The organism is Plantactinospora endophytica (assembly GCF_016862915.1).
GTDB classification, from domain to species: Bacteria; Actinomycetota; Actinomycetes; order Mycobacteriales; family Micromonosporaceae; genus Plantactinospora; species Plantactinospora endophytica.
Genome location: NZ_BONW01000013.1, coordinates 312,668 through 333,998 on the forward strand (window position 1 = coordinate 312,668; position 21,331 = coordinate 333,998).

Annotated in this window: 14 protein-coding genes; 4 read left to right on the forward strand and 10 right to left on the reverse strand. The window is 71.8% G+C overall.

Features of this window, described 5'->3' with window-relative positions:
- Positions 1–77: 77 nt before the first annotated feature.
- Positions 78–3,251, forward strand: coding sequence for an AfsR/SARP family transcriptional regulator (locus Pen02_RS14440; protein WP_203866512.1), 3,174 nt, complete (start codon positions 78–80; stop codon positions 3,249–3,251).
- A 192-nt stretch (positions 3,252–3,443) separates the two neighbouring features.
- Complete coding sequence (locus Pen02_RS14445; RefSeq protein WP_203866513.1) at positions 3,444–5,297, forward strand: bifunctional metallophosphatase/5'-nucleotidase; 1,854 nt, start codon at positions 3,444–3,446, stop codon at positions 5,295–5,297.
- 193 nt (positions 5,298–5,490) lie between these two features.
- Here the strand turns inward: Pen02_RS14445 and Pen02_RS14450 are convergent, their stop codons facing one another.
- From Pen02_RS14450 to Pen02_RS14470, 5 genes are all read right to left on the reverse strand, one after another.
- Complete coding sequence (locus tag Pen02_RS14450) at positions 5,491–6,396, reverse strand: hypothetical protein (RefSeq protein ID WP_203866514.1); 906 nt, start codon at positions 6,394–6,396, stop codon at positions 5,491–5,493.
- Positions 6,381–6,752 (reverse strand): peptidase inhibitor family I36 protein, encoded by a 372-nt coding sequence (locus Pen02_RS14455; RefSeq protein WP_203866515.1) that lies wholly within the window; start codon positions 6,750–6,752, stop codon positions 6,381–6,383. Before Pen02_RS14455 ends, Pen02_RS14450 begins: the two co-directional genes overlap by 16 nt.
- A gap of 134 nt (positions 6,753–6,886) precedes the next feature.
- The gene (locus tag Pen02_RS14460) at positions 6,887–9,931 is read right to left on the reverse strand and encodes an AfsR/SARP family transcriptional regulator (RefSeq protein ID WP_203866516.1); all 3,045 of its coding nucleotides are present in this window, start codon (positions 9,929–9,931) and stop codon (positions 6,887–6,889) included.
- 219 nt (positions 9,932–10,150) lie between these two features.
- A complete protein-coding gene (locus tag Pen02_RS14465) occupies positions 10,151–10,435 on the reverse strand; it encodes a hypothetical protein (protein WP_203866517.1) in 285 nt (94 codons plus the stop codon).
- A gap of 462 nt (positions 10,436–10,897) precedes the next feature.
- Positions 10,898–12,142: an MFS transporter gene (locus Pen02_RS14470; RefSeq protein WP_203866518.1), complete on the reverse strand. Its 1,245-nt coding sequence runs from the start codon at positions 12,140–12,142 to the stop codon at positions 10,898–10,900.
- 72 nt (positions 12,143–12,214) lie between these two features.
- On the opposite strand from Pen02_RS14470, the gene Pen02_RS14475 reads away from it, so the two are divergent.
- Positions 12,215–13,057 (forward strand): LysR family transcriptional regulator, encoded by an 843-nt coding sequence (locus tag Pen02_RS14475; protein ID WP_203866519.1) that lies wholly within the window; start codon positions 12,215–12,217, stop codon positions 13,055–13,057.
- 63 nt (positions 13,058–13,120) lie between these two features.
- Here Pen02_RS14475 and Pen02_RS14480 read toward each other — a convergent pair whose 3' ends face one another.
- The 5 genes from Pen02_RS14480 to Pen02_RS14500 form a co-directional block, all read right to left on the reverse strand.
- Complete coding sequence (locus Pen02_RS14480) at positions 13,121–13,576, reverse strand: hypothetical protein (protein WP_203866520.1); 456 nt, start codon at positions 13,574–13,576, stop codon at positions 13,121–13,123.
- A 62-nt stretch (positions 13,577–13,638) separates the two neighbouring features.
- Positions 13,639–14,490, reverse strand: coding sequence for a carbohydrate ABC transporter permease (locus Pen02_RS14485; protein ID WP_203866521.1), 852 nt, complete (start codon positions 14,488–14,490; stop codon positions 13,639–13,641).
- Positions 14,490–15,467, reverse strand: coding sequence for a carbohydrate ABC transporter permease (locus Pen02_RS14490; RefSeq protein WP_203866522.1), 978 nt, complete (start codon positions 15,465–15,467; stop codon positions 14,490–14,492). The genes Pen02_RS14485 and Pen02_RS14490 overlap by 1 nt, the downstream gene beginning before the upstream one ends.
- A complete protein-coding gene (locus Pen02_RS14495; protein ID WP_203866523.1) occupies positions 15,464–16,726 on the reverse strand; it encodes an extracellular solute-binding protein in 1,263 nt (420 codons plus the stop codon). Before Pen02_RS14495 ends, Pen02_RS14490 begins: the two co-directional genes overlap by 4 nt.
- 123 nt (positions 16,727–16,849) lie before the next feature.
- A complete protein-coding gene (locus tag Pen02_RS14500; RefSeq protein WP_203866524.1) occupies positions 16,850–19,660 on the reverse strand; it encodes an ADP-ribosylglycohydrolase family protein in 2,811 nt (936 codons plus the stop codon).
- Between the two features lie 386 nt (positions 19,661–20,046).
- Between Pen02_RS14500 and Pen02_RS14505 the strand changes: the two genes are divergently transcribed.
- Positions 20,047–21,042: a LacI family DNA-binding transcriptional regulator gene (locus tag Pen02_RS14505; RefSeq protein ID WP_203866525.1), complete on the forward strand. Its 996-nt coding sequence runs from the start codon at positions 20,047–20,049 to the stop codon at positions 21,040–21,042.
- Positions 21,043–21,331 lie beyond the last annotated feature (289 nt).

Below are 21,331 nucleotides of genomic sequence, written 5' to 3' on the forward strand. Positions count from 1 at the left end.
CCGCCGCTGTCGGTCGGCTGTCGAGTCGCTGGCGGAACTCCGGCGGGCTCTGTCGAACGGTGGATTAGCGTGCTGCCATGTACTTCTCCGTGCTGGGCCCGCTCACCGTCTCGACGACGGCGGGGGCGACCGTCGACATCCCCGAGGCGAAGGTCCGCGCGTTGCTGGCCGACCTGCTCGTGCACGCGGGACGTCCGGTGTCGGTCGACCGGCTGGTGCACGACCTGTGGGGGGACAGGCTGCCCGGCAACCCGGCCGGTGCCCTACAGACCAAGGTCTCCCGGCTGCGTCGTGCCCTGGCCCAGGCCGAACCCGGCGCGGAGGCGCTGGTGGTGTCCCGCCCCCCGGGGTACCTGTTGCGGATCGACCCCGGTGCGCTCGACGCGGACAGGTTCGTCGAGCTGACGACCACCGCGTACGCCACCGTGGATCCTCGCGCCAGAGCGGAGCTGCTGCACGAAGCGCTCGCACTGTGCCGGGGAGATGCCTTCGCCGACCTGGTCGACGCGGAGTTCGTCCGCACGGCCGCCGGGCGGCTCGCGGAGCAACGGCTGGCCGCGATCGAGGCACTGGCCGAAACCCGACTGGAGCTGGGCGAGCACCACGCGCTGATCGGCGAACTGGGGGAGTTGGTGGCGCGCCATCCGCTGCGGGAGCGGCTGCGGGCCGTCCAGCTACGTGCCCTGTACCGGGCCGGGCGGCGGGCCGAGGCGTTGGCCGGCTACGCCGAGCTGCGCAAACACCTGGCCGACGAGCTGGGCGTGGACCCCGGCCCAGAGCTGACCAGTCTCCACCAGGCGATCCTCGAACACGACGCAGCACTGGAGACCTCTCTTCCGGCCCGGACGAGGGTCAGCGGAGAACCGCCGGCGCCGCCGTCGACCCCGCTCACCGACCTGATCGGCAGGAGTACGGCGGTGACCGCCGTACGCGAACTGCTCGCCGTCAACCGGCTGGTGACCCTGACCGGCCCTAACGGGGTGGGGAAGACCCGGCTGGCGGAGGAGACGGCAGGACAACTGGTTGACGCCTACCCCGACGGCGTCCGGTACGTCAGCCTGGCCGGATCCACCGGAGCGGCCGAGCAGTTGAGTGCCGCCCTGGAAGTCCGGGAGGACGGCGCGGTGACCCTGGCGGAGGCGCTGCGTACCCGACGACTCCTGCTGCTGCTCGACAACTGCGAGCACGTGGTCGACTCGACGGCCGACATCGTCCACCGGCTGCTGGCCACCGCTCCCGGCCTGCGGATCCTGGCCACCAGCAGAGAGCCGCTCGGGCTGGCCGGTGAGACGGTGTGGACGGTGCCGCCGCTGACGCAGTCCGACGCCGAGCGCCTGTTCGCCGAACGTGTCGCGGCGAACGTTCCCGGGTTCGTCGTCGGTGCGGACAACGCGGAGGACGTCGCGACGATCTGTCGCCGCCTCGACCGGCTTCCCCTCGCGCTGGAGTTGGCCGCCACGCGGGTCCGGGCGCTCGGCGTACCCGAGCTGTCCGCCCGGCTGGACGACCGGTTCCGGCTGCTGGCCAACGGCCACCGTGGCGTGCCACCACGCCAGCGGTCCCTGCGCGCGGTCATCGACTGGAGCTGGGACCTGCTCGACGACGGCGAGCGGATGGTTCTGCGGCGCTTGGCGGTGCACGCCGACGGCTGCACCCTGGATGCCGCCGAGGCGGTGTGTGGCCGTGAACAGGACGCGCTCGCCCCGCTCATCCGACTGGTGGACCATTCCCTCGTCACCGTCGGCGACGGCCCCCGGTACCGCCTGCCGGAGTCGGTCGCGGCGTACGCGCTCGAACGCCTGGCGGAGGCGGGCGAGTCCGAGATCACGCAACTGCGCCACCACGCCTACTACACCGCCCTCGCCGAACGGGCCGACGCCGAGCTGCGCGGCCCCGGCCAGCAGCGTTGGCTGACGCGTCTGGACCAGGAAACGGCGAACCTCCGGGTCGCCCTGGACCGTGCCGTGCACCGGCAGAGCCCGGCCGACGCGACACGTCTCGCCCTCGCCCTGGTCTGGTACTGGTTCCTGCGCGGGCGACTGGGCGAGGCTCGGCGGTCGCTGGCCGAGGTGCTGGCCGTCGCCGCCGACCTTCCGGCGCACCTCCGCGCCCGTGTCGCGCTCTGGCACGCCGGCTTCACGCTGCTGGCCGGAGCCGACAGCGATGCCGTTCACGGTCCGCCGGGTCCGGTCTCCGACGGAGACACCGCCGACCCGACCGGTCTCGCCCGGGCCGAGTGGTTCCTCGGCTACGCGCTCTTCACCAGCGGCGGAGACCTCGCCCGCAGCGAGATCCTGGTGGACGGGGCGCTGACGACCTTTCGCACCGTCGGCGACCGCTGGGGAATCGCCGCGGCGCAGAGCACCCGGGCGAAGCAGGCCCTCATGCGAGGTGACCTCGCCGCGCTACGCAGCAGCGGTGAACACGGCCATTGCCTGTTCGAGGAGTTGGACGACCGCTGGGGGCGGCTGCACACCAGCTATCCGCTGGCGGCCCTGGCCGAGATCACCGGCGGTTACCAGCGTGCCGTCCAGATACACCAGGATGGGCTGCGGCTGGCCGAGGAACTGGGACTCTGGACGGAGGCCGCCGACCGACTCACCGGCCTCGGCAGGATCGCGCTGCTGCTCGGCAACGTCGAGCGAGCCGGAGAACTCCACCGGAGGGCGATGGACCTGGCCGCCGAGCACGGCTACCGGGCGGGCGAGATACACGCCGAGATCGGCCTGGCTCTCGGCGCCCGGCGGGAGGGCAGGTTCGACGCCGCCGAGGAGCACCTTCTCGCGGTGCTGGACTGGCACCGTACGGTCGAGTTCGGTCCCGGACCCGCGCTGCTCCTGGCCGAACTCGGCTTCCTCGCAGAGCTTCGGGGCGACGGACACACCGCTCTGGCGCGGCACCGGGAGGGACTGGTCGTCGCCCGGTCCGGCGGCGACCCCCGGGCCCTCGCGCTCGCCTTCGAGGGCCTGGCCGGCGCGCGATCCCTCGCCGGGCAGCCCGTGGCCGCCGCCCGCCTGCTGGGCGCCGCCGCCCGGATCCGCGAATCGACCGGGGCGCCGATGCCGGAGGCCGAGCGCTTCGACGTCGACCGCATCACCGCGAGAACCCTGGCGGCCCTCGGCGAGGCATCCTTCACCGCAGAGTTCGAGGCGGGCATCGGCGAGGATTCCATCATTGCGGAGTCCGCGGCGGGTATCGGCGAGGATTCCATCGCTGTGGAGTTCGCGGCGGCCCTCGGCGAGGACTCGTAGGCGTTCGTCGGCGGCTCGACGAGCCCGTCGGGTCACCCGACCCGGCCGCCGGCCCGCAGCGATCCGGCCAGCTCGGCGGCGCGTCGTCAGTGCGTCGTCAGGTCGGGCACCACCACGGTTCACGCAATGTTGATCAACTGGGCGGAGGCTGTCCGGGCGAACCAACCCGTACCACCCTTGGGAGCCCGACACATGCGTGACAGCGCTCGATTGCTCCGGCCCGGTCCGATGTTCCGGCGTGGCCGATCCGCCCTGGTCGCGGTGGTGGCCGCCGGCCTGCTGCTGGCCGGTGGCGCGGCCTCGCCGGCCGCTGCGGGCGCGCCGGTCTTCGGCGCGGCCGACGCTCGGCCGGGTACGCCGGTCCCGGTGCAACTGTTGTCCATCACGGACCTGCACGGCTACTTCGGCGAATACACCACGACGGTGCCCGGGGCCCGGGCCGGCGAGCCGGCCGCCCAGGTCGGCGGCGGCGCCTACCTGACGGCACACCTCAAGCAGCGCCAGGCCGGGCAGCGGAACTCGATCCTCTTCTCCGCCGGGGACGACTTCAGCGGTTGGCCGAACGAGACCGGGTGGTTCTGGAACGAGCCGACCATCGAGTACCTGAACTCGATCGGGCTCGACTTCTCCACGGTCGGCAACCACGAGATGGACCGGGGCTACGAGTTCCTCCGGCACATGGACGACGGCACCTGCCGGTGGCGCCCCGACAACGACGTCTGCTTCACCGACTCCACCGGCCGACGGTTCCACGGCGCGGACTACGACTACTACTCCGGCAGCCTGGTGGACGACCGCAGCGGCAAGCCGAAGCTGCCGCCGTACCACGTCGAGTACGTCAGCGACGGGCGCGGCGGCCGGCTGCCGGTCGGCTTCGTGCACGCCACCACCAAGCTGATGTCCGAGGAGCAGATGTCCTACACCCCGAAGGGGTTCGACTTCCTCGACGAGGCCGACACGGTCAACAGGTACGCGGCGGTGCTGCGCCGGCAGGGCGTACGGGCCATCGTCGCGGTCGTCCACGAGGGCTTCTCCCAGCAGTCCGGCGCCGGGTACGACGAGTGCGTCAACCCGTTCGGCCCGATGGTCGACGCCAACGCCCGGATCACCCCGGACGTCGACGCGATCGTCACCGGGCACTGGCACGCACTGGTCAACTGCATGCTCCCCGACCCGGCCGGCAACCCGCGCCCGGTGGTGGAGGCGGCCAACCACGGCCGGCTGTTCAACGAGATCAACCTTCAGCTCGACCCGCGTACCGGCGAGGTGCTGCGGGACCGGACGACCTCGGTCAACCACCCCAACACCCGGGACGTGACCCCGGACCCGGAGACGCTGCGGATCGCCGACTACTGGCGGTCGGAGCTGGCGAAGCGGTCGAACCTGCCGGTCGCGCGGGTGACCGCCGACCTGACCCGGGCCCCGGGCGACGGCGCCGAGTCGAGCATGTACAACGTCACCGCCGACGCGTTCCTCTGGGCCGCGAACTCCGACGGCAGGGCCGACCTGGCGGTCGCGATGCCCGGCATCCTGCGCCGGGACGTCCGGTACGCCGCCGACCCGGCCAACCCGGCCGACGCCCCGGGCCGGGTGCTCTTCTCCGAACTCGCGCTCGGCACCGTCTACGACAGCGGCATCGGGGTGGGACTGGTCCGGGGCGACGTGACCGGCGCACAGCTCGACCAGCTTCTGGAGAGCCAGTGGCAGCAGGCGGCGGACGGCGCGGTGACGTACCGGCAGATGGCGGTGTCGGACAACGTCCGGTACCGCTACGACCTGTCCAGGCCGGTCGGTGACCGGGTCGACCCCGACAGCGTGCGGATCGGCGGGAAACCGCTGCGGCTCAGCTCGACCTACCGGGTCGCGACCCTGGCGAACAACTTCTTCGCCAAGAACGCCACACCCGGCTTCACCGCGCTGTTCGAGGCGCGCAAGCAGGACCGCAGCCTGTACAACGGCGGCGACGCCCTCTGGCGCTACCTGGAGAAGATGTCCCCGGTCCGCCCGCCCGCGCTGGGCCGGGCGACCCCGGCACCGGCCCGCTGAGGCCGGTCGGCGACGCCGGACGGGCCGGGTGCGGACGGCCACACACCGTCCGCACCCAGCCCGGTCCGGCTCCGCCCGGAACGTCAGGTCCGCTCGGGGGTACGGACCTTCAGCTCGGCTGGAGCCGCTTGGTCAGGGGCGCCCGTACGTGTCACGCCGACGACACGCCGGAGTCGGCCCCCGACCAAGCGGATCATGGGGGCGGGGAGGAAGTCAGGGCTGCTTGCTTGAGGTGTCGAAGGCGGGCCAGGTCCTGCTGTAGGGGAGCGGTGAGCAGCGCAGCCTCGGCAGCGGCCTGTGCCTGTTCCGTCGCTTCGCGCAGGCGAGCACGCTCCTGGCAGGCGGCGTCCGCACCGGCGGCGGCCAACTCGGCACGCGCCACCTCGCGCACCGCCGCGTCGTCGGTGGCCTGGCGCGCCCGTTGCGCGAGCTGCTCGCGCAACTCGCCGGGGGTCGCCGCCCGGTAACCCGACTCGGCGACGCACGCCGACCAGGACGCCACTGCGGCGTTCACCGCCGGATCCTTGCCGGTCCGCTCGATCGCCTGGTTGCTGAGCGACTGGAACGTGTAGTAGAGGGTGTCCCAGTCGGCGGCGAAGACCTTCGTCCGGGCCACCGTCACGCAGCCGCCGACGGCCACCGACACCTGCTCGCCACCGGGCAGCGACAGCGTGACCAGGTCGTCCTGGCTGCCGACGAGCGCCCGGTCGTACGTGGGATCGGTCTGCGGAGTGTCCGTCGCCGCAGGCCGCTGACGCTGCTGTATCTCCGCCGGCACGATCCCGTACCCGTGGGTGGCAGCGGTACGCGTGTCGAGCAGCGCGTACGGGTTGTCCGGCTCCACGTCGGCCGACCCACCGCCTACGGGCTGGTAGTCGAAGCCGCGCTCGCGCATACATTCCACGGTCCGGTTCTCGAGCGCGTCGTGGATCACCCGCTCCTCCTCGGGCGTGTAGTACACCGCGCTGGCGAAGGGATACAGCCGGGCCGGGCGGGCCCGGTCGGCGGCGGGGTCTCCCCCACAGCCGACCAGGCCCACCGCAACGAGTGCCGCCGCCGCGAACGCGGAGAGAGCACGTCGGATCAGGGGGTGCACCACTTGTTGCTCCAGGCGTGGTGCCAGAGGGACGAACCGCTCAGCGTCCGCCAGCCCGTGCCACGGGCGAGCGGGTAGCGGGCGCCGCCGCGGTTGAGGGCGGAGTAGATGTACACGGTGCAACTGTTGCCGTTGTTGTAGATCGATTCCGCGCCGTTCCAGGTGGCGTATTGGCGCAGGTTGTTGTTGTCCCCGTAGACGGGGCCGGCCGTGCCGACCCAGTTCTCGTTGGTGTAGGCACACGCCGCCCCCGAGGGGCAGGGGTCCGCGCTGGCCGGTGCGGCGGTGATGCCGACCAGCGCGGTGCTCAGCATGGCTGTGGCGCCGAGCGTCGCGAGGATCCGCTTCGGTGAACGCATGGTGCGTCTCCGTTTCGTGGCAGGGGTAACTGTCGTCAGTAGACTGCCGACCGGCGCTGTACCTGCGCTGACACCCGGCTGAACCCGGACGCGTGAAAAAATTCAGCGGCGGACCGTGCCGATCCGTCGGAAAGCTACGACGCACCCGCCCGTACCGTCTCGGCATCGACGGTGGACCGCAGCGCCCGGGCCTCGGCTGCGGCCCGGTCTGCCGCCGGGCCGTCACCGGTCCGCCTGCGTGCCTCGGCGAGCAGGTCCAGCGCCTGCGCGCCCCAGTACGGCATCCGGAGCCGGCGCCAGAGCCCGCAGGCCCGCTCCAACAGCGCGCGGGCCTCCTCGACCCGGTGCTGGTGCAGCCGCATGGTGGCGAGGCTGACCAGCACCATCGCCAGACCGAACCGGCTGTCGAACCGCTCGAAGACGCGGTTGGCCTGCCGCAGCAGGGTTTCGGCCTGCGCGTACTCGCCGGTGAGCGCGTGGGCATGCCCCAGCAACTGCACGGCGTACGCCTCGACCAGCCGGTCGCCCAGCGCGGCGCTGATCTCCCGGGCCTGGCGGAACGACTCCGCCGCCTCGACCGCCTCGCCCCGGGCGAGCTGCACCAGCCCGATACCGCGCAGCGCCTGCGCCTCGACCGCCCGATATCCGGCGACCCGGCTGCGGCGCAGACACTCGGTGTACCGGGTCGCGGCCTGGTCGAGGCGTCCCTGCTCGAACCAGACCGCGCCGACGCCCTGCTCGGCGTAGATCTCGCCGTTGCGGTTACCGGCGCGACGGGCAGCCTCGGCGGCGGCGGTGAACGACTCGATACTGCGGGTGTAGTGGCCGGCCAGGCGTTGCAGGTAGCCGAGACCGACCAGTGCGGCGACGGCGTACCCGAGATCGCCGGTCTGCCGGGACAGCGCCAGCGCCTCGGTGAAACAGTCGAGGGCGGCGGCGTGGTCGTCGCGGATGGTGTGCAGCTCGCCGAGGTTACGGACCATCGCCAGGATCGCGGGTACGGCGTCCACGGCGCGGGCCGCGGCGAGTGCCCGGCTGTGCGTGTCGAACCAGTGGTCGTGGAAGTTCCTCGTCTCCAGGAACTCCGCCATGCTCGCCGCGAGCCCGCAGGCCGCCACCGCCTCGCCGACCGTGGCGGCCTGCCGGACCAGCGCGACCAGCGCCGCAAGCTCCCGGGCGAACCAGGTCGGCGGGTCGGCCCGGATGGCCGACAGCCGGTCCTCGGGCAGCGGGTACCGGGGCGCGTCCAGGGGCGGGGCACCGACGATCCCGGTCGCCACCCGACCCGCCTCCTCGGCGGCGACCAGGTAGCCGGCGAGGAGGCGACGCACCGCCCCGGCCCGCGCCGCCGCCGTCTCCTCGGCCGCCGCCCGTTCGCGGCCGAAGAGCCGGACGAGTTCGTGGAAACGGAACCGGACCTCGCCGGTACCGCCGTCGGTGACGACCGGATCGAGCAGCCGTGCGTCGGCGACCCGTTCGACGATCTCCTCGGCCTCGTCCGGCGGCAGGTCGAGCACACAGGCCGCCGCCCAGGCGGGGAAGTCCGGCACGTCGCCCAGGCTGAGCAGGCGTACCGCCCGCCGTTGCGGGTCGGTCAGCCCGCCGTAGCTGACCGCCAACGTCGCGCGTACCTCCAGGTCACCGGCGCGCAGCGCGTCCAACCTGGCCCGTTCGTCGGACAGTTCGGCGGCCAGCCGGCCCGGTTGCAGGTGCGGGCGTTCGGCGAGGCGGGCCGCGGCGATCCGTACCGCGAGCGGGTGGTCCCCGCACAGCCGCGCGATCCGGTCGGCGGCCACGGGTGCCGCCGCGAGCCGGTCCTCCCCGGCGATGCTGCCCAACAGCCGCAGCGACTCCGCGCGGGTCAGCACCCCCAGCTCGACCCGGGTCGCGTCGTCGAGCCCGACGAGCCGGGAGCGGCTGGTCAGCAGCACCGCCGAGCCGCCCGCGCCCGGAACCAACGGCCGCACCTGGTGCTCGTGCGCCGCGTCGTCCAGCATCACCAGGATGCGCCGGTCGGCGGCCATCGACCGGTACAGCAGCAGTCGCTCGGTCAGGTCGTCGGGCAGCAGCGCGCCGGTCACGCCCAGACCGCGGAGCAGGTGCCCGAGTGCCTCACGCGGCGGCATCGGATCTGCCTGGCTTCCGCGCAGGTCGACGAAGAGCTGCCCGTCCGGAAAGGCGGCACGCAGGTCGTGCGCCACCCGGATGCCGAGCGTCGACTTGCCGATCCCACCCGCACCGGTCACCAGCGCCACGGCCGGAAAGTCGCCGACCCGGTCCAGGGCGGCCCGCAGCGCCTCCGCCTCGGTGCCGCGTCCCACGAATCCCGCCACCGCCGGCGGCAGCGAACAGCTCGTCACCGTGGCGAACCGTCCGCCCACCGGCACCCCCCGGTCGGCGGGCGGGTCGGGCCTCGGCGCGGTACCCCGCAGGATCGACCGGACCGTTTCCTGGAGTTCCTCGCTGGGATCCAGGCCCAGTTCGTCACGGAGCAGCCGCTGCCCTTCCCGGTACGCCGCGAGCGCCTCGGCCGGTTGGCCGCAGCCGGCCAGCGCCAGCACGAGCCGGCGCCGGAACCCTTCGTGCAGTGGCCGCTCCGCCACCGCGCCGCGCAGCTCCGCCACCAGGTCACCGTGCCGCCCCCGGGCGAGGTCGAGGTCGACGCGGCGCTCCTGGGCGGCGCACCGGAGGTCCTCCAGCGCGGCGGCCTCCACGCCGAGCATCGCGCCGGTGACGTCCGCGAGGGCGTTGCCGCGCCAGAGCGCCAGCGCCTCGCGCAGCAGTTCGGCCTGCTCGGCCGGCCCGCCGTCGCTGGTCCGCGCCGCTTCGGCCGCCGCCACGAGCCGGGTGAACCGCAGGGCGTCGACCCGATCCGGCTCGACGTCGAGCAGGTACGCCTCACCGCGCGTCCGTACCACCGGTTCCGCACAGCCGGCGGCGAGCAGGGCCTTGCGGATCCGGGAGACGTAGACCTGCACCTGGTTGCGGGCGCCTCCGGGTGGCTCGCCCTCCCAGAGCGCCTCGACGATCCGCCACACCGGCACCGGCTCGCCGGCACGCAGCGCGAGTACCGCGACGAGGGCACGGATCCGGGGGCCCGCCAGCGGTACGGACACGGCTCCGACGTGGACCTCGACGGGGCCGAGGACGGCGAACTCGGGTCGGACTGGACTGGGCACGGTACGGACACCTCCGTCGGAAACCGCGACGTGACCACCCTGGGGCTCCGCCGTCCGGGAAGCTGCCCGGCGGCGATTCACCTGAGGGGCTTGGCTGGCGTCCGCGACGGTCTCGGACTGTGCTGCGGCGGCTCCGGCGTCACCGTCGAGCGGATCCCGACGGAAGGGCGGGAACGACACCCCTCGATCGTCCAGGGTACGGTGCGGCGCCCCGGGTACTCAGATCAGTACCCTGACCCGGAGTTCGTACTCGCCCCGCCGGTAGTTGCAGGCGTGGTCGAAGATCAGTCCTTGCCGCTCCAGTTCCTCGCCCACGTCCTCGCACTCGGCTCTCGTCGGGTAGGTGCCCCAGTAGGTCCACTCGACCAGTGCGCTCGTCGCCGCACCGTGCGGGACCTTCGTCGCTCCGGCCGCAGCGGGACCGGCCAGCGCGACGGTCGTCAGCGTCGCGCCGAGGGCCAGTGGAACGGTCATCAGCAGCTTGGACAAACGCGAACGGAACATGGGTGCACCCTTCGGTCGGATCCGAGGTCAAGCTGTTCCCAGCTACCCGGATGTCGAGGTTGACAGCGCGGAATCCAGGTCCGGCCGATCCCCGGCCGGTCCGCCGGATCGCTGTTCGGACATCGTGCGGCCCGGTCGGTCCGCATGGTCGGTGGCGTAGGTGTCGTCGGCTTCGCCTACCGGCGGCCGAGGTCCGGGTAGGGGGCTGCGATCTTCTCCGCGGGCACGAGAGTGGCGGCCGGGATCCGGTGGAGGGCTGCGTCGCCGGAGGAAGCGACGCAGCCAGGCCGGCTGACGCCGTCCGGTTCGACAACAGTCGGCCTGTGGTGAAAGTACCTTTCGTCGATACATGCTTGGTACACCGTCGTTTGGGTGGATGCCGGCAGGGGCGGGTCCGGTGCGTTCGGCGGGGTTGCCGACGGACGCGCGGGCAGGGGTCGGCAGCGGGCACGCTTGCGGACCTCACCTGCCGGGGTGGGCCTCGGCGGCGTGTGGCTCCAGGTCCGGTCCCCGGGTACCGCCGAACTCGCCGACCTGAGCCGCCGTCCGAGTGGGGGAGCGGCGGGACAGCAGGTATCCGGCCGATGCGGCCACCAGGCCGGCCAGCCCGGCCGCCGCGAAGCCGCTCGCCGGCACGGAGAGGTCGATCGCCACGCCGACGAGCGGGGATCCGAGCGCGAAACCAGCGCTCTGCGCCGAGGACTGCAAGCCTGTCGCCTCACCCCGTACGCCGGCCGGCGCCAGCCGGCTCACCGCGTCGGCCACCGTGGCGAGGGTCGGCGCGGTGAGCAGCCCGGTGCCGACGACGGCCACGCACAACCAGGGCCAGTCGCGGGCGAGTCCGGCGGGCACGGTCACGAGCCCGAGCAGGCCGAGCAGCAGCCAGGTGGGCATCGGCCGGGTCAACCCGCCGTAGACCAGTCCACCGGCGACGGACGACACGCCGAACACCACCACGACCACGGCGGCCCAGGACACCTGACCCGCTTCCCGCAACGTGGCGACGATGGCCAGGTCGACGCCGCTGAGCAGGGTCGTCGTCCCGAACGCCATCGTCAGCGCGGCGATCATCCCGGCGCTGAGCCACTGCCGGCGCGGCGGCCGTCCGGCGGCGCCGGCAGCCGCCTCGTCCTCGGCCCGTACCGGAGGGTTGAGCAGGGCGATCCCGGCACCGCCGGCCACGATCGCGGCGCCGACCCCCCACGCCACCACCTCGGGGGACGTCGTCGCCGCACCCAGGATCACCACCGCCGGGCCCACGATGTACGACAGCTCGCCCTGCACCGATTCCAGCGCGAACGCGGCCCGGCGCTGCTCCGCCCTCGTCATCGCGGCGATCGCCTGCCTGGTCACCGCCTGGGCCGGCACCATCAGCAGACCCGCCACGAAGCTGGCGCCGAGCAGGAACCCGTACGACAGGAGCGGCACGCTCAGCCAGAACGCGACCTGCACCAGGACGGTCACCAGCAGCACGGTGCGCAGGCCCCGCGAGTCGATCATGCGGCCGAGCAGCGGCCCACCCACCGCCACTCCGGCGGTCAGGGCCGCCGCGACACCGCCCGCCGCCGCGTAACTCAGCTCCAGGCCCAGCACGACGTACAGGGTCAGCGCCATCACGTCGGCCGTGATCGCGGTCCGGGCAAGCAGCGAGACGCCCAGCAGCGATGCCATTCCTGGCACGGCGAGCACCTGCCGGTATCCGGTCATTCCTGTGACGCTAGATCCTTTGTCGGATCATAGGAAGTGCCACTTTTGTTGGAGCTGCCATAATGATTTCTTATGGCAAGAGATCTCGAGATCGTCCTGCTCCGGTCGTTCGTCACCGCCGTGCAGGTGGGCAGCATCAGCCGTGCCGCGACCACGCTCGGACACACCCAGCCCGCGCTCAGCCAGCAGCTACGCAAGCTCGAAAATGTCGTCGGCCGGCCACTGCTGCACCGGTCACCGGCCGGCGTCTCGCCGACCCGGGCGGGTGAGGAGCTTCTGCCGTACGCCGAACGCATCCTCTCGCTCTCCCTACAGGCGCTCACCGAAACCGGGCGCGCGCTCACCGGGCACTGCGGCGTCGGGATGCTCGAGGACCTCGCCGCGTCCCGGCTCTCGCAGGCCCTCGCCGACCTCGCCCGGCTGCACCCCGGCGCGACGCTGGAGGTGCTCAGCCTCTCCAGGGCCGCGATGCGGGAAGCCTACGACGCCAGCCGGGTCCACCTCGTGCTCGACGAGGTGCCGGACCTTCCCGGCCCACCCCGCTGGACGGTCCGCCGCCCACTGGTCTGGGCCGTCGGCCACGGTGTGGAGGTGACGGCCGATCCGCTGCCGGTGGTGCTGTTCTCCAACACGTGCGCCTGGCGTACCTCGGTGCTGGAGACGTTGGAGCGTACCGAGCGACCCTGGCGGGTGGCGTTCGAGAGCAACAGCCTGGTCGGGGTGCTCGCCGCGGTCCGGGCCGGGCTCGGCGTCGCGGCGCTCATGCCCGGCAACCTCGAACCGGCCATGGTCTGCCACGATCCGAACGCCCTGCCGGCCCTGCCCGACGTCGAGCTCGGTCTCGCGCGGCATCCACGGACCGAGGGTGACCCGCTGATCAACGCCGTGGAGACCGCGCTACGTCGGATGCTCTGAACCCGCCGCCCCCACGTCCGCTCGGCAGTTCGTGACCGGGAACTCCTGCCGATGGGCCGCGGTTCAGCCGAGCTGCTGGGTCAACCGGTCCAGGCCGCCCTTGATCAGCCGACCGTACTCGTCGTCGCCGAGCGCGCCGATCCGCGCCTGGGCAAGCTGGAGATGCTCGCGGGCACGGCCGAGGTCGCCGAGTTTGCGGTAGCAGTCGGCCAGGTTGAGGTGCAACGACGGGTACAGACCGGCCACCGGCAGCGTCACCCCGGCCTCGGCGGTGCGGGCGTCGGTGAGCAGCTCGGCCGCCGCCAGTGCTCGCTGGTCCCAGACCAACTCCTGGTGTACGTCGTCCTGCACGTCGGCCATCGAGTGCGCGAGGACGCAGACGTGCAGAGGATCGCCCCGCTCTCCGCCGATCTCGTCCCAGAGCTGCGCGAACAGGTCGCGCGCGGCCTCACGCCGGCCTTGCTGATGATGCAACTGCACCCCTTGGTTGATCCGGAGCATCGTTGCGTCGGTGGTCATCGGCTGCTCCTGCACGGTGCGTTCGGCGGCGACGGCATGGACCGTATCCTTCCCCAGGGGCATCACCCCTTGATGCCGACCGAGGCGATCCCGCCGACGAGTTTCTCCTGCGCCACGAAGTAGAGCACGATCGGTGGCACCATCATGATCAGGTTTGCCGCCATCAGCAGGTTCAGTTTGGGGTTCGCCCGCGACACCATGTTCGCCATCCCGATCGCCACCGTGTAGTCCTCGTTGCGCAGCAGGTAGATGAGCGGGCCCAGCAGGTCGTTCCACGAGGTGAGGAACGAGAAGACCACGCAGACGGCGAGTACCGGCCGGCACAGCGGCAGCACGACGTGCCAGAAGACCTGGAGACGGTTGCAGCCGTCCACCGTCGCCGCGAGTTCGAGTTCCCGTGGCAGGGTGCGGATGTACTGCCGGATCAGGAAGATGAAGAACGCGTTCCCGAAGAAGGCGGGCACGACCAGCGGCAGGATGGTGCCGTACCAGCCGAGCTTGAAGTACATGAGGAACTGCGGGATGAGCAGTACGTGCCACGGGATCAGCAGCGTCACGATGAGTACGCCGAACAGGAACTCGCGGCCCCGGAACCGCAGCCGCGCGAACGCGTAGCCGACCAGTGAGCAGGAGATGACGGTCCCGACGATGTTCAGCGCGACGATCACCAGCGTGTTGAGGGTGTACCGCAGGAACGGCCGCGCGGGGTCGCTCAGGGCGCGACCGAAGTTCTCCCAGTGCCAGTCGCCGGTGGGAAACCACTGCGTCGGCGAGGTGAAGACCGGGGCGTAGTCGGGCTTCAGGGCGACGGTGATCATCCACCCGAGCGGCAGCAGGATCGTGAAACTGAGCGCCAGCAGCAACAGGTACGCGAGCGAGCCCGACATCACCCGGCTGGCCGATCGTCCGGTCATCACCGTTCTCCCGATTCTTCGTATACCCACCGGTTCGAGGTTTTCAGGATCGCGACGATGAGTACGCCGGCCACCACCACGAACACCCAGGCCAGCGCGGACGCGTAGCCGAACCGACCGTTCCGGAAGCCCTCGTTCCACAGGTAGAGCAGGTAGAACGAGAGCGATCCGCCGCTGCCGCCCCGACTGCCGCCGAGCACGTAGGCGATGTCGAACATCTGGAACGCCCCGATGATCCCGTTGAGCAGGGTGAAGAGCAGCGTCGGCGTGATCATCGGAAGCGTGATCCGGAAGAAGGCCCGGATCGGACCGGCGCCGTCGATCCGGGCGACCTCGTAGAGTTCCGGCGGCACGTTCTGGAGGCCGGCGAGGTAGATGATGGCGCCCGTTCCGGTGCTCCAGAGCCCGATCAGCACCACCGCGGGCACCGACCAGCGCGGGCTCGACAGCCAGCCGGGCGGGTCGGCGACGCCGAGCAGCCGCAGCGCGTCGTTCACCGGGCCGTCCGGGTTCAGCAACTGCGACCAGAGGACCGCGACCGCCACCCCGCTGAGCACGGCGGGCAGGAACAGGATGGTGCGGAAGATCCGCATGCCCGGCAGCTTGAGGTTGAGCAGCAGCGCGAGCGCGAGCCCGGCGACCTGGAACAGCGGTACCCCGATGAGCACGTAGGTCAGCGTCACCGTGACCGAGTTGCGGAAGTCGCGGCTACCGAACATGTCGGAGTAGTTGTCCAGGCCGACGAAGTTCGGCGACGAGGAGAGGCTCCAGTCGGTCAGGCTGATCACGATCGAGGCGACGATCGGTCCGACGGTGAAGGCCAGCATCCCGATCAGCCACGGGCTGGCGAACAGGATTCCGGCCCGCGCCTCCCGCCGCTCCGACGCCGAACGGCGTCGCCGCCCGGAAGACCGTCCTACCGCCCGGTCGGGTGGCGGCGAAGCTGGCGGTACGTTCACCGCCACCCCGGCCGTCATTTGATGTTCTCCCAGGTCTCCCATTCCCGGTCGAGCTTGTTCTGCAGCTCGGGAGCCTCCTTCTCGATGGCGCCGCGTGGGTCGGCCTCGCCGGTGGCCATCTGGTCGTACAGGTCGCCGAGGGTCGCGAGGACCTCCCAGTACCCGGGGACGAACAGCCCCGGCCGCTTGCTCGTGGACAGGACGCTCACCACCTCCTTGCGGGAGGCGTTGTCACCGGCCCAGGTCGCGAGCATCGTGGCGTCCAGTGGCGGCTGGTCGGTCTTCTCCATCCGGATCCGGTTGCCCTCGGTGGCGATGAAGGCGACCAGTGCCTTCGCCGTCGCGGGGTTCTTCGAGGCGGAGAAGGCGCCGTACTTGTCGGTGCCGACGAAGACGAACGACGGGTCGCCGGCCTTCTCCACCGGGGGCGGTGCCGCACCCCAGCGGAACTTGCCCTGCTCCAGCGTTTTCGCGGCGAACTCCATGTCCGTGATGGCCATCGCCAGCTTGCCGCCGCCGAGCATGTCGCCGGGGGAGACGAGTTCGGCCTCGGCCGGCGACGGCGAGACCTTGTCGCGACCGAGTCCGGCCAGCACCTCGTACAGGTGGATCGTCGAGCTGTCGTTGACCAGCCCGCTGATCTTCTTGCCGTCGTCGCTGAAGTGGGTGCGCCGGTCGGACCAGGTGTACGGCGCTCCGGCGGAGGAGCCGAAGACGCCGTCGAGGCCGGCCTTCAGCGCCCGGGCCATCGTCGCGTACTCGTCGATCGTCATCGGCTTGTCGGCCGCCGGGTAGGCCACCTTGGCCTTGTCGAAGAGGTCCTTGTTGTAGACGAGTACGACCGAGCCGGTCAGCGAGCCGAGGCAGTAGAGCTTCCCGTCGAGTTCGCACTCACTGAGCGCCACCTGGTTCATGTTGTCGGTCTTGATGCCCTCCGACTTGATGACGTCGTCGAGCGGCATCATGCTGCCGGCTTTCATCCACCGCGGCTCGTAGACGAAGCCGACGTCCGGGGGCTCCTGGGCGAGGATCGCCGTGTCGATCTTGGTTACGTAGCCGTCCTCCGGCACCTCGGTCAGTTCCACGGTGGTACCGGGGTACTTCGCCTCGAAGCCGGCCTTGACGGACTCGAGGAACTCCGGCACGGGGTCCTCGAGATACCACAGCGACACGGTCCCGCCGATCTTCGTCGGGTCCGTCGGCGTACCGCTCTCCTGACAGCCGGCCAGGGCGAGCGCCGCGACGACGCCCAGGGCCGCCTTACTCCTGAATCGCATCTCTATCTCCTCTCGATGAATTCGATGAAGCTGCGGGACCGACCGCCGGGAGAGCCCGTGCGCGCACGCGGGCTTCCGTCCGGGTCCGGTGACGGTCGGGGGTGCGGGGTGGGACGGCGTCGGTCATGACCCGACGCCGCTGAGTTGGATCCGGTGGAACTCCGCCCCCGTCGCCGCCGAGTCCAGCCAGATGCCGTCCGAGCAGTCCAGTTCCGGATAGACCCGGCAGGTCAGCACGCAGGAGTCGGCCGCGAAGACCTCGACGACGGAGTGGTCGACGTAGACGGTGACCGTCGGGTCGCCCGCGCCGGGGGACAGCGGCGGCAGCACGGCCGAGTGCCGCTCGACGAGTTCGTCGCCGCGCAGCACGCCGGCCACCAGCCGGCCGTCGCGTACCCCGACCCAGAACTCGTCCCCGTCACCGTTGCGACCCAGCCGGGCACCGGCACGCCCGGCCTGCGGCGACAACCCGAACCGAAGCCGGTACTCCGGCGCGATGCCCCCGGCGAGCCGCACCGGGTCGTCCGGGGTGACGGTGAGGGTGTCCTCGTCGTACAGCGGAGGACCCCAGAGCGCATCGAGTTCGGCGGCCGGGCGCATCAGCAGCCGCCCGTCCGCGACGGCCAGTTCCCGGGGCAGGCTGAGCGCGCCGGCGAACCCGTCCGAGGCTTCGCCCGCGTCCTCCTGAATCCACCCCCACAGCAGGGTCCGGCCCGGTACGCCCTCCGCGACCGCGGGTGCGTAGAAGACGTTCCCGGCGTCCATCAGTCCCATCGAGGTCGGCTCGAACCGCTCCCCGTCGAAGTCCCCGACGAACCAGACGGCGTACGGGCAGAGCGGACCCGGCCCCTGCGGCAACTGGGCCGAGAGGATGAGTACCCACGCGTCGTCGATGCGCACGAGCTGCGGGCACTCCCAGACCGGTCCGGTGTCGAGGTCGAGGGGTGCCACGCCGGGGCCGGGCCGAATGCCGCCCGGCCGGGAGTAGACGATGCCCCGGTAGGACCAGGTGAGCGTGTCGGTCGACTCCCACGCGACCACCGCGCCACGGCCGGCCGGTTCGGAGGTCTGGATGCCGGTGCCGAGCAGCATCACCCAGCGGTCGTCGTGCCGGACCAGGAACGGGTCGCGTTGGTGGCGGGTACCGTGTTGGTCGCCGGCCGCCGGGACGATCGCGGTCGCGGGCTCGAGCCGGAGGTGGTCGAGGGTCGCGTCACCGACGGCCCGGACCTGCGCCTGCGCCTGGGTCGGGCCGGTGCCGGTGACGCCGGTGTAGAAGAACACCGGCTGCCCGTCGATGATCCGGGCGCAGCCGGACCAGCAGCCGTCCGCGTCGGGTCCGTCGGCCGTCGGCCGCAGCGCCACTCCCCGGTCCGTCCAGTGCACGAGGTCGTCCGAGACCGCGTGGCCCCAGCGCATCAGTCCCCACTTCGGCGCATCGGGGTTGTACTGGTAGTACAGGTGGTACCTGCCGTCCCAGTACAGCGGGCCGCAGGGGTCGTTGAGCCAGTTGCCCGGCGCGGTCACGTGGTATCGCGGGCGCCCCACGCCACCCCCCTGCACGGTGACGACGTCGGCCTCGTCCCGGACCGGCGTCCCCGGGCTTCCGGCCGACGCCCGCGCCGACAGTGCCCCCGGTGCGGCGAGGGCGGCGGTCCGGCGGGCCAGTGCGGAGATCGCCGAGTTGTCGTAGCCGAACAGGGCCGACCGGGTACGGTCCCGCAGCGGTCCGACGAAGTGCTCCGGCAGGCGGGCCGCACCGAGGACGACCCCGGCGACGGAGCCGGCGGTCGCCCCGTTCGAGTCGGTGTCCCAGCCGCCCTGCACCGTCAGCCCGACAGTGGTGGCGTAGTCGCCGTCGCCCCAGAGCAGACCGGCGGCGATCAGCGCGGCGTTGTTGACGGTGTGCACCCAACCGTAGGAGCCCCAGCGCCGCTGGATGGTGTCCAACGCCGTCTCCCAGGTCGCGCCGGAGTCGCGCAGGTCCCGGACGGCCGTCAGCGTCTCGTACAGGCGCGAGCCCGGTGGTACGGAGAGCAGCGAGCGGTCGAACGCCTCCCGTACCGTGCCGGCGGTGAACGCGCTCGCCACGATCGCCGCCGCCCACATCTCGCCGTAGACGCCGTTCGCCGTGTGCGACAGCGAGGCGTCCTGATAGGCGAGCCGGACCGCGTCCCGGGGCCGGCCCGGGTTGGTCCAGCCGAAGGCGTCGCCACGGATCAACGCCCCGATCCACTCCCGGTACGGGTTGCGGTGCGTGGCCGCCCGCTCGACCGGTACCCCGCCGAGCAGGTTGCGGTAGGTGGCCCGCTCGGCGGTGTAGGTCTGGAGGAAAGGCAGCAGCGTCAACCAGGCGTCGGCGACGTGTCGCGGTTCGAGCCCGTCGCCGTGCTGTTCCAGCAGGTGCAGGCCGAGGATGGCGTAGTCGATGTCGTCGTCGCGGGCGGAACCGCGTACCCGGCCACGGGTGGTGTGCACCCAGTTCTCCCGCAGTACGAAGCCGTCGGGCATCGGGTCGAGGGCCGGGATGTACCCGCGCAGCGGCCACGCCCCGGCCCGCTCCAGGTAGTCGCGCAGGTGTGCGGAGGTCCAGTGCTGGCCGTTCTCGACCGGCTTGCCGAGGTTGCAGCCCGCGATCCTGCCGAGCCAGCCGCCGCGTACCTTGTCCTCCAGTTCCGTCCCGACGGGTGCGGGTCGGTGCGGGTCGCTCGGCAGGCTGGCGAGGATGGCGTCGAGGCCCTCGGGTTCCTGGTAGGGCCAGTCCGCCCGACGCGGCGCGTCGAGTACCCGTTGGTAGAGCTGTTCGAGTGCGGTGGTGTCGCCGGGGTCGAGGGCGGCGAGTTCGGCGGCGAGCTCGTCGACCTGGTACCCGGTCTCCCGGGCCTGGGCGAGCTCGTCGTGGACCAGGTCGTAGGCGCTCAATGGGTCGTGCACGTCGTCCTCGGTTCCGTCCTGCCGGTGATGCAGGACAATTGGCGCGATGGATGTGCGTGCCCCGCGACACCCGGCGGGACGAAGCGGCCGACGGCCGGGCCGAGGACCGCGTCGGGGATGCGGTCGCGTGGTTCGGTCATCGGGCTTCACTCCCTCGAACGTCAGGAGGCCGTGGTGGGAGAACACGATAGCGCGCAAATGGATTTGCGCTAGTGCCGAAGAGACCGGGACGCCCTGTTCCGGCCCGAGGTCATCGATAATTCCTGAAGGTCGGAAAACTGATGTTTGACAAGCCTGAGGACCTCAGCGCAGACTGCTCAGCACCATCAGAGCCAGCCCCGGGACACCAAAACGATTTGCGCTGTCCACCCTCGCAAGGAGTGCGAATGCCCCGACCCCGCATCGCAGACGTCGCGGAGATCGCCGGGGTGAGCCCGACGACCGTGTCGCACGCGCTGAGCGGTCGGCGGCCCGTCTCCGCCGAGGCCAGGGAGCGGGTCCAGGCCGCGGTCAAGGAGTTGAACTACCGGGCCAACCAACTCGCGGTGAGCCTGCGGACCCAACGCACCCAGACCGTCGCGTTCGTCATGTCCGACATCACCAACCCCTTCTATCCGATGGTCGCCCGCGGCGTGCAGGACGCGATCAGCGACGCCGGCTACCAGGTGGTGGTCTGCAGTACCGACGGCGACGCCGCCCGGGAGGCCGCGTTCATCACCGACATGGTCAGCCGGGCGGTCGACGGACTGATCATCGACCTGTTCCGTACCCCCGCCGAGGCGCTCGGGGGACTGCTGGGCCCACACACCCCGGTGGTCATGCTCGGCCCGATGAAGGCACCGCCGATCGCCGACCGGGTGCACGGCGACGACCGGGTCAGCGTGGCCGAGGCGACCCGGCACCTGCTGCGCCAGGGACGTACCCGGATCGCCTTCGTCGGCGCGACCGGGATCGGCCCCGCCGCCGGCCGGCTCGGCGGCTACGAGGACGCGCTACTCGGCGCCGGGCTGGCCCTCGACCCGAAACTCGTGATCAGATCCGACTACACCCGTCGCGGCGCCCGCGCCGCCGTCGCGGCAGCCCTCGCCGACGACCCCACCCTCGACGCGATCGTCTGCGTCAACGACCTCGCCGCCATCGGCGCGATCGACGCCCTCCAGGCCGCCGGACGTACCGTCCCCGACGACGTGGCGGTGACCGGATTCGACGACATCGACGCCGCCGCCCTCGTCCGCCCCGCACTGACCACCATCGACAACCGCGCCTACGAGAAGGGGACGGTCTGCGGCCGGCTGCTTCTGCAACGGATAACCGGAGAACTCGACGGCCCCGTCCGGGACATCGTCGTACCCGGCGCCCTCGTCGTGCGGGAGTCGGCGTGACCCGCGCCTGCGCCCCCGCCCCGAACCGTCGGTACCCGCCAGCCGCTCGCCGCCCGGGCAGGTCCGTTCACGGCCGGGCGCCTGAGCCGCCAGGCCTTACCCCTACCGCCGGACGCGACCGGGCCGGACCGCGTCACCACCGTCGGACCGCCGGCCGGCCGGTACCTGTGCCGTTTCCACCGGCCCGCGTTCCCGAGCCGGCCCGACCGGCTGCGGAGCCGGTGTCGAAGCTGCTTCCGGTCCCGCAACGGTGCCCCGGTTCCGGCAGGGCGCACATCGGGAGGCTCCG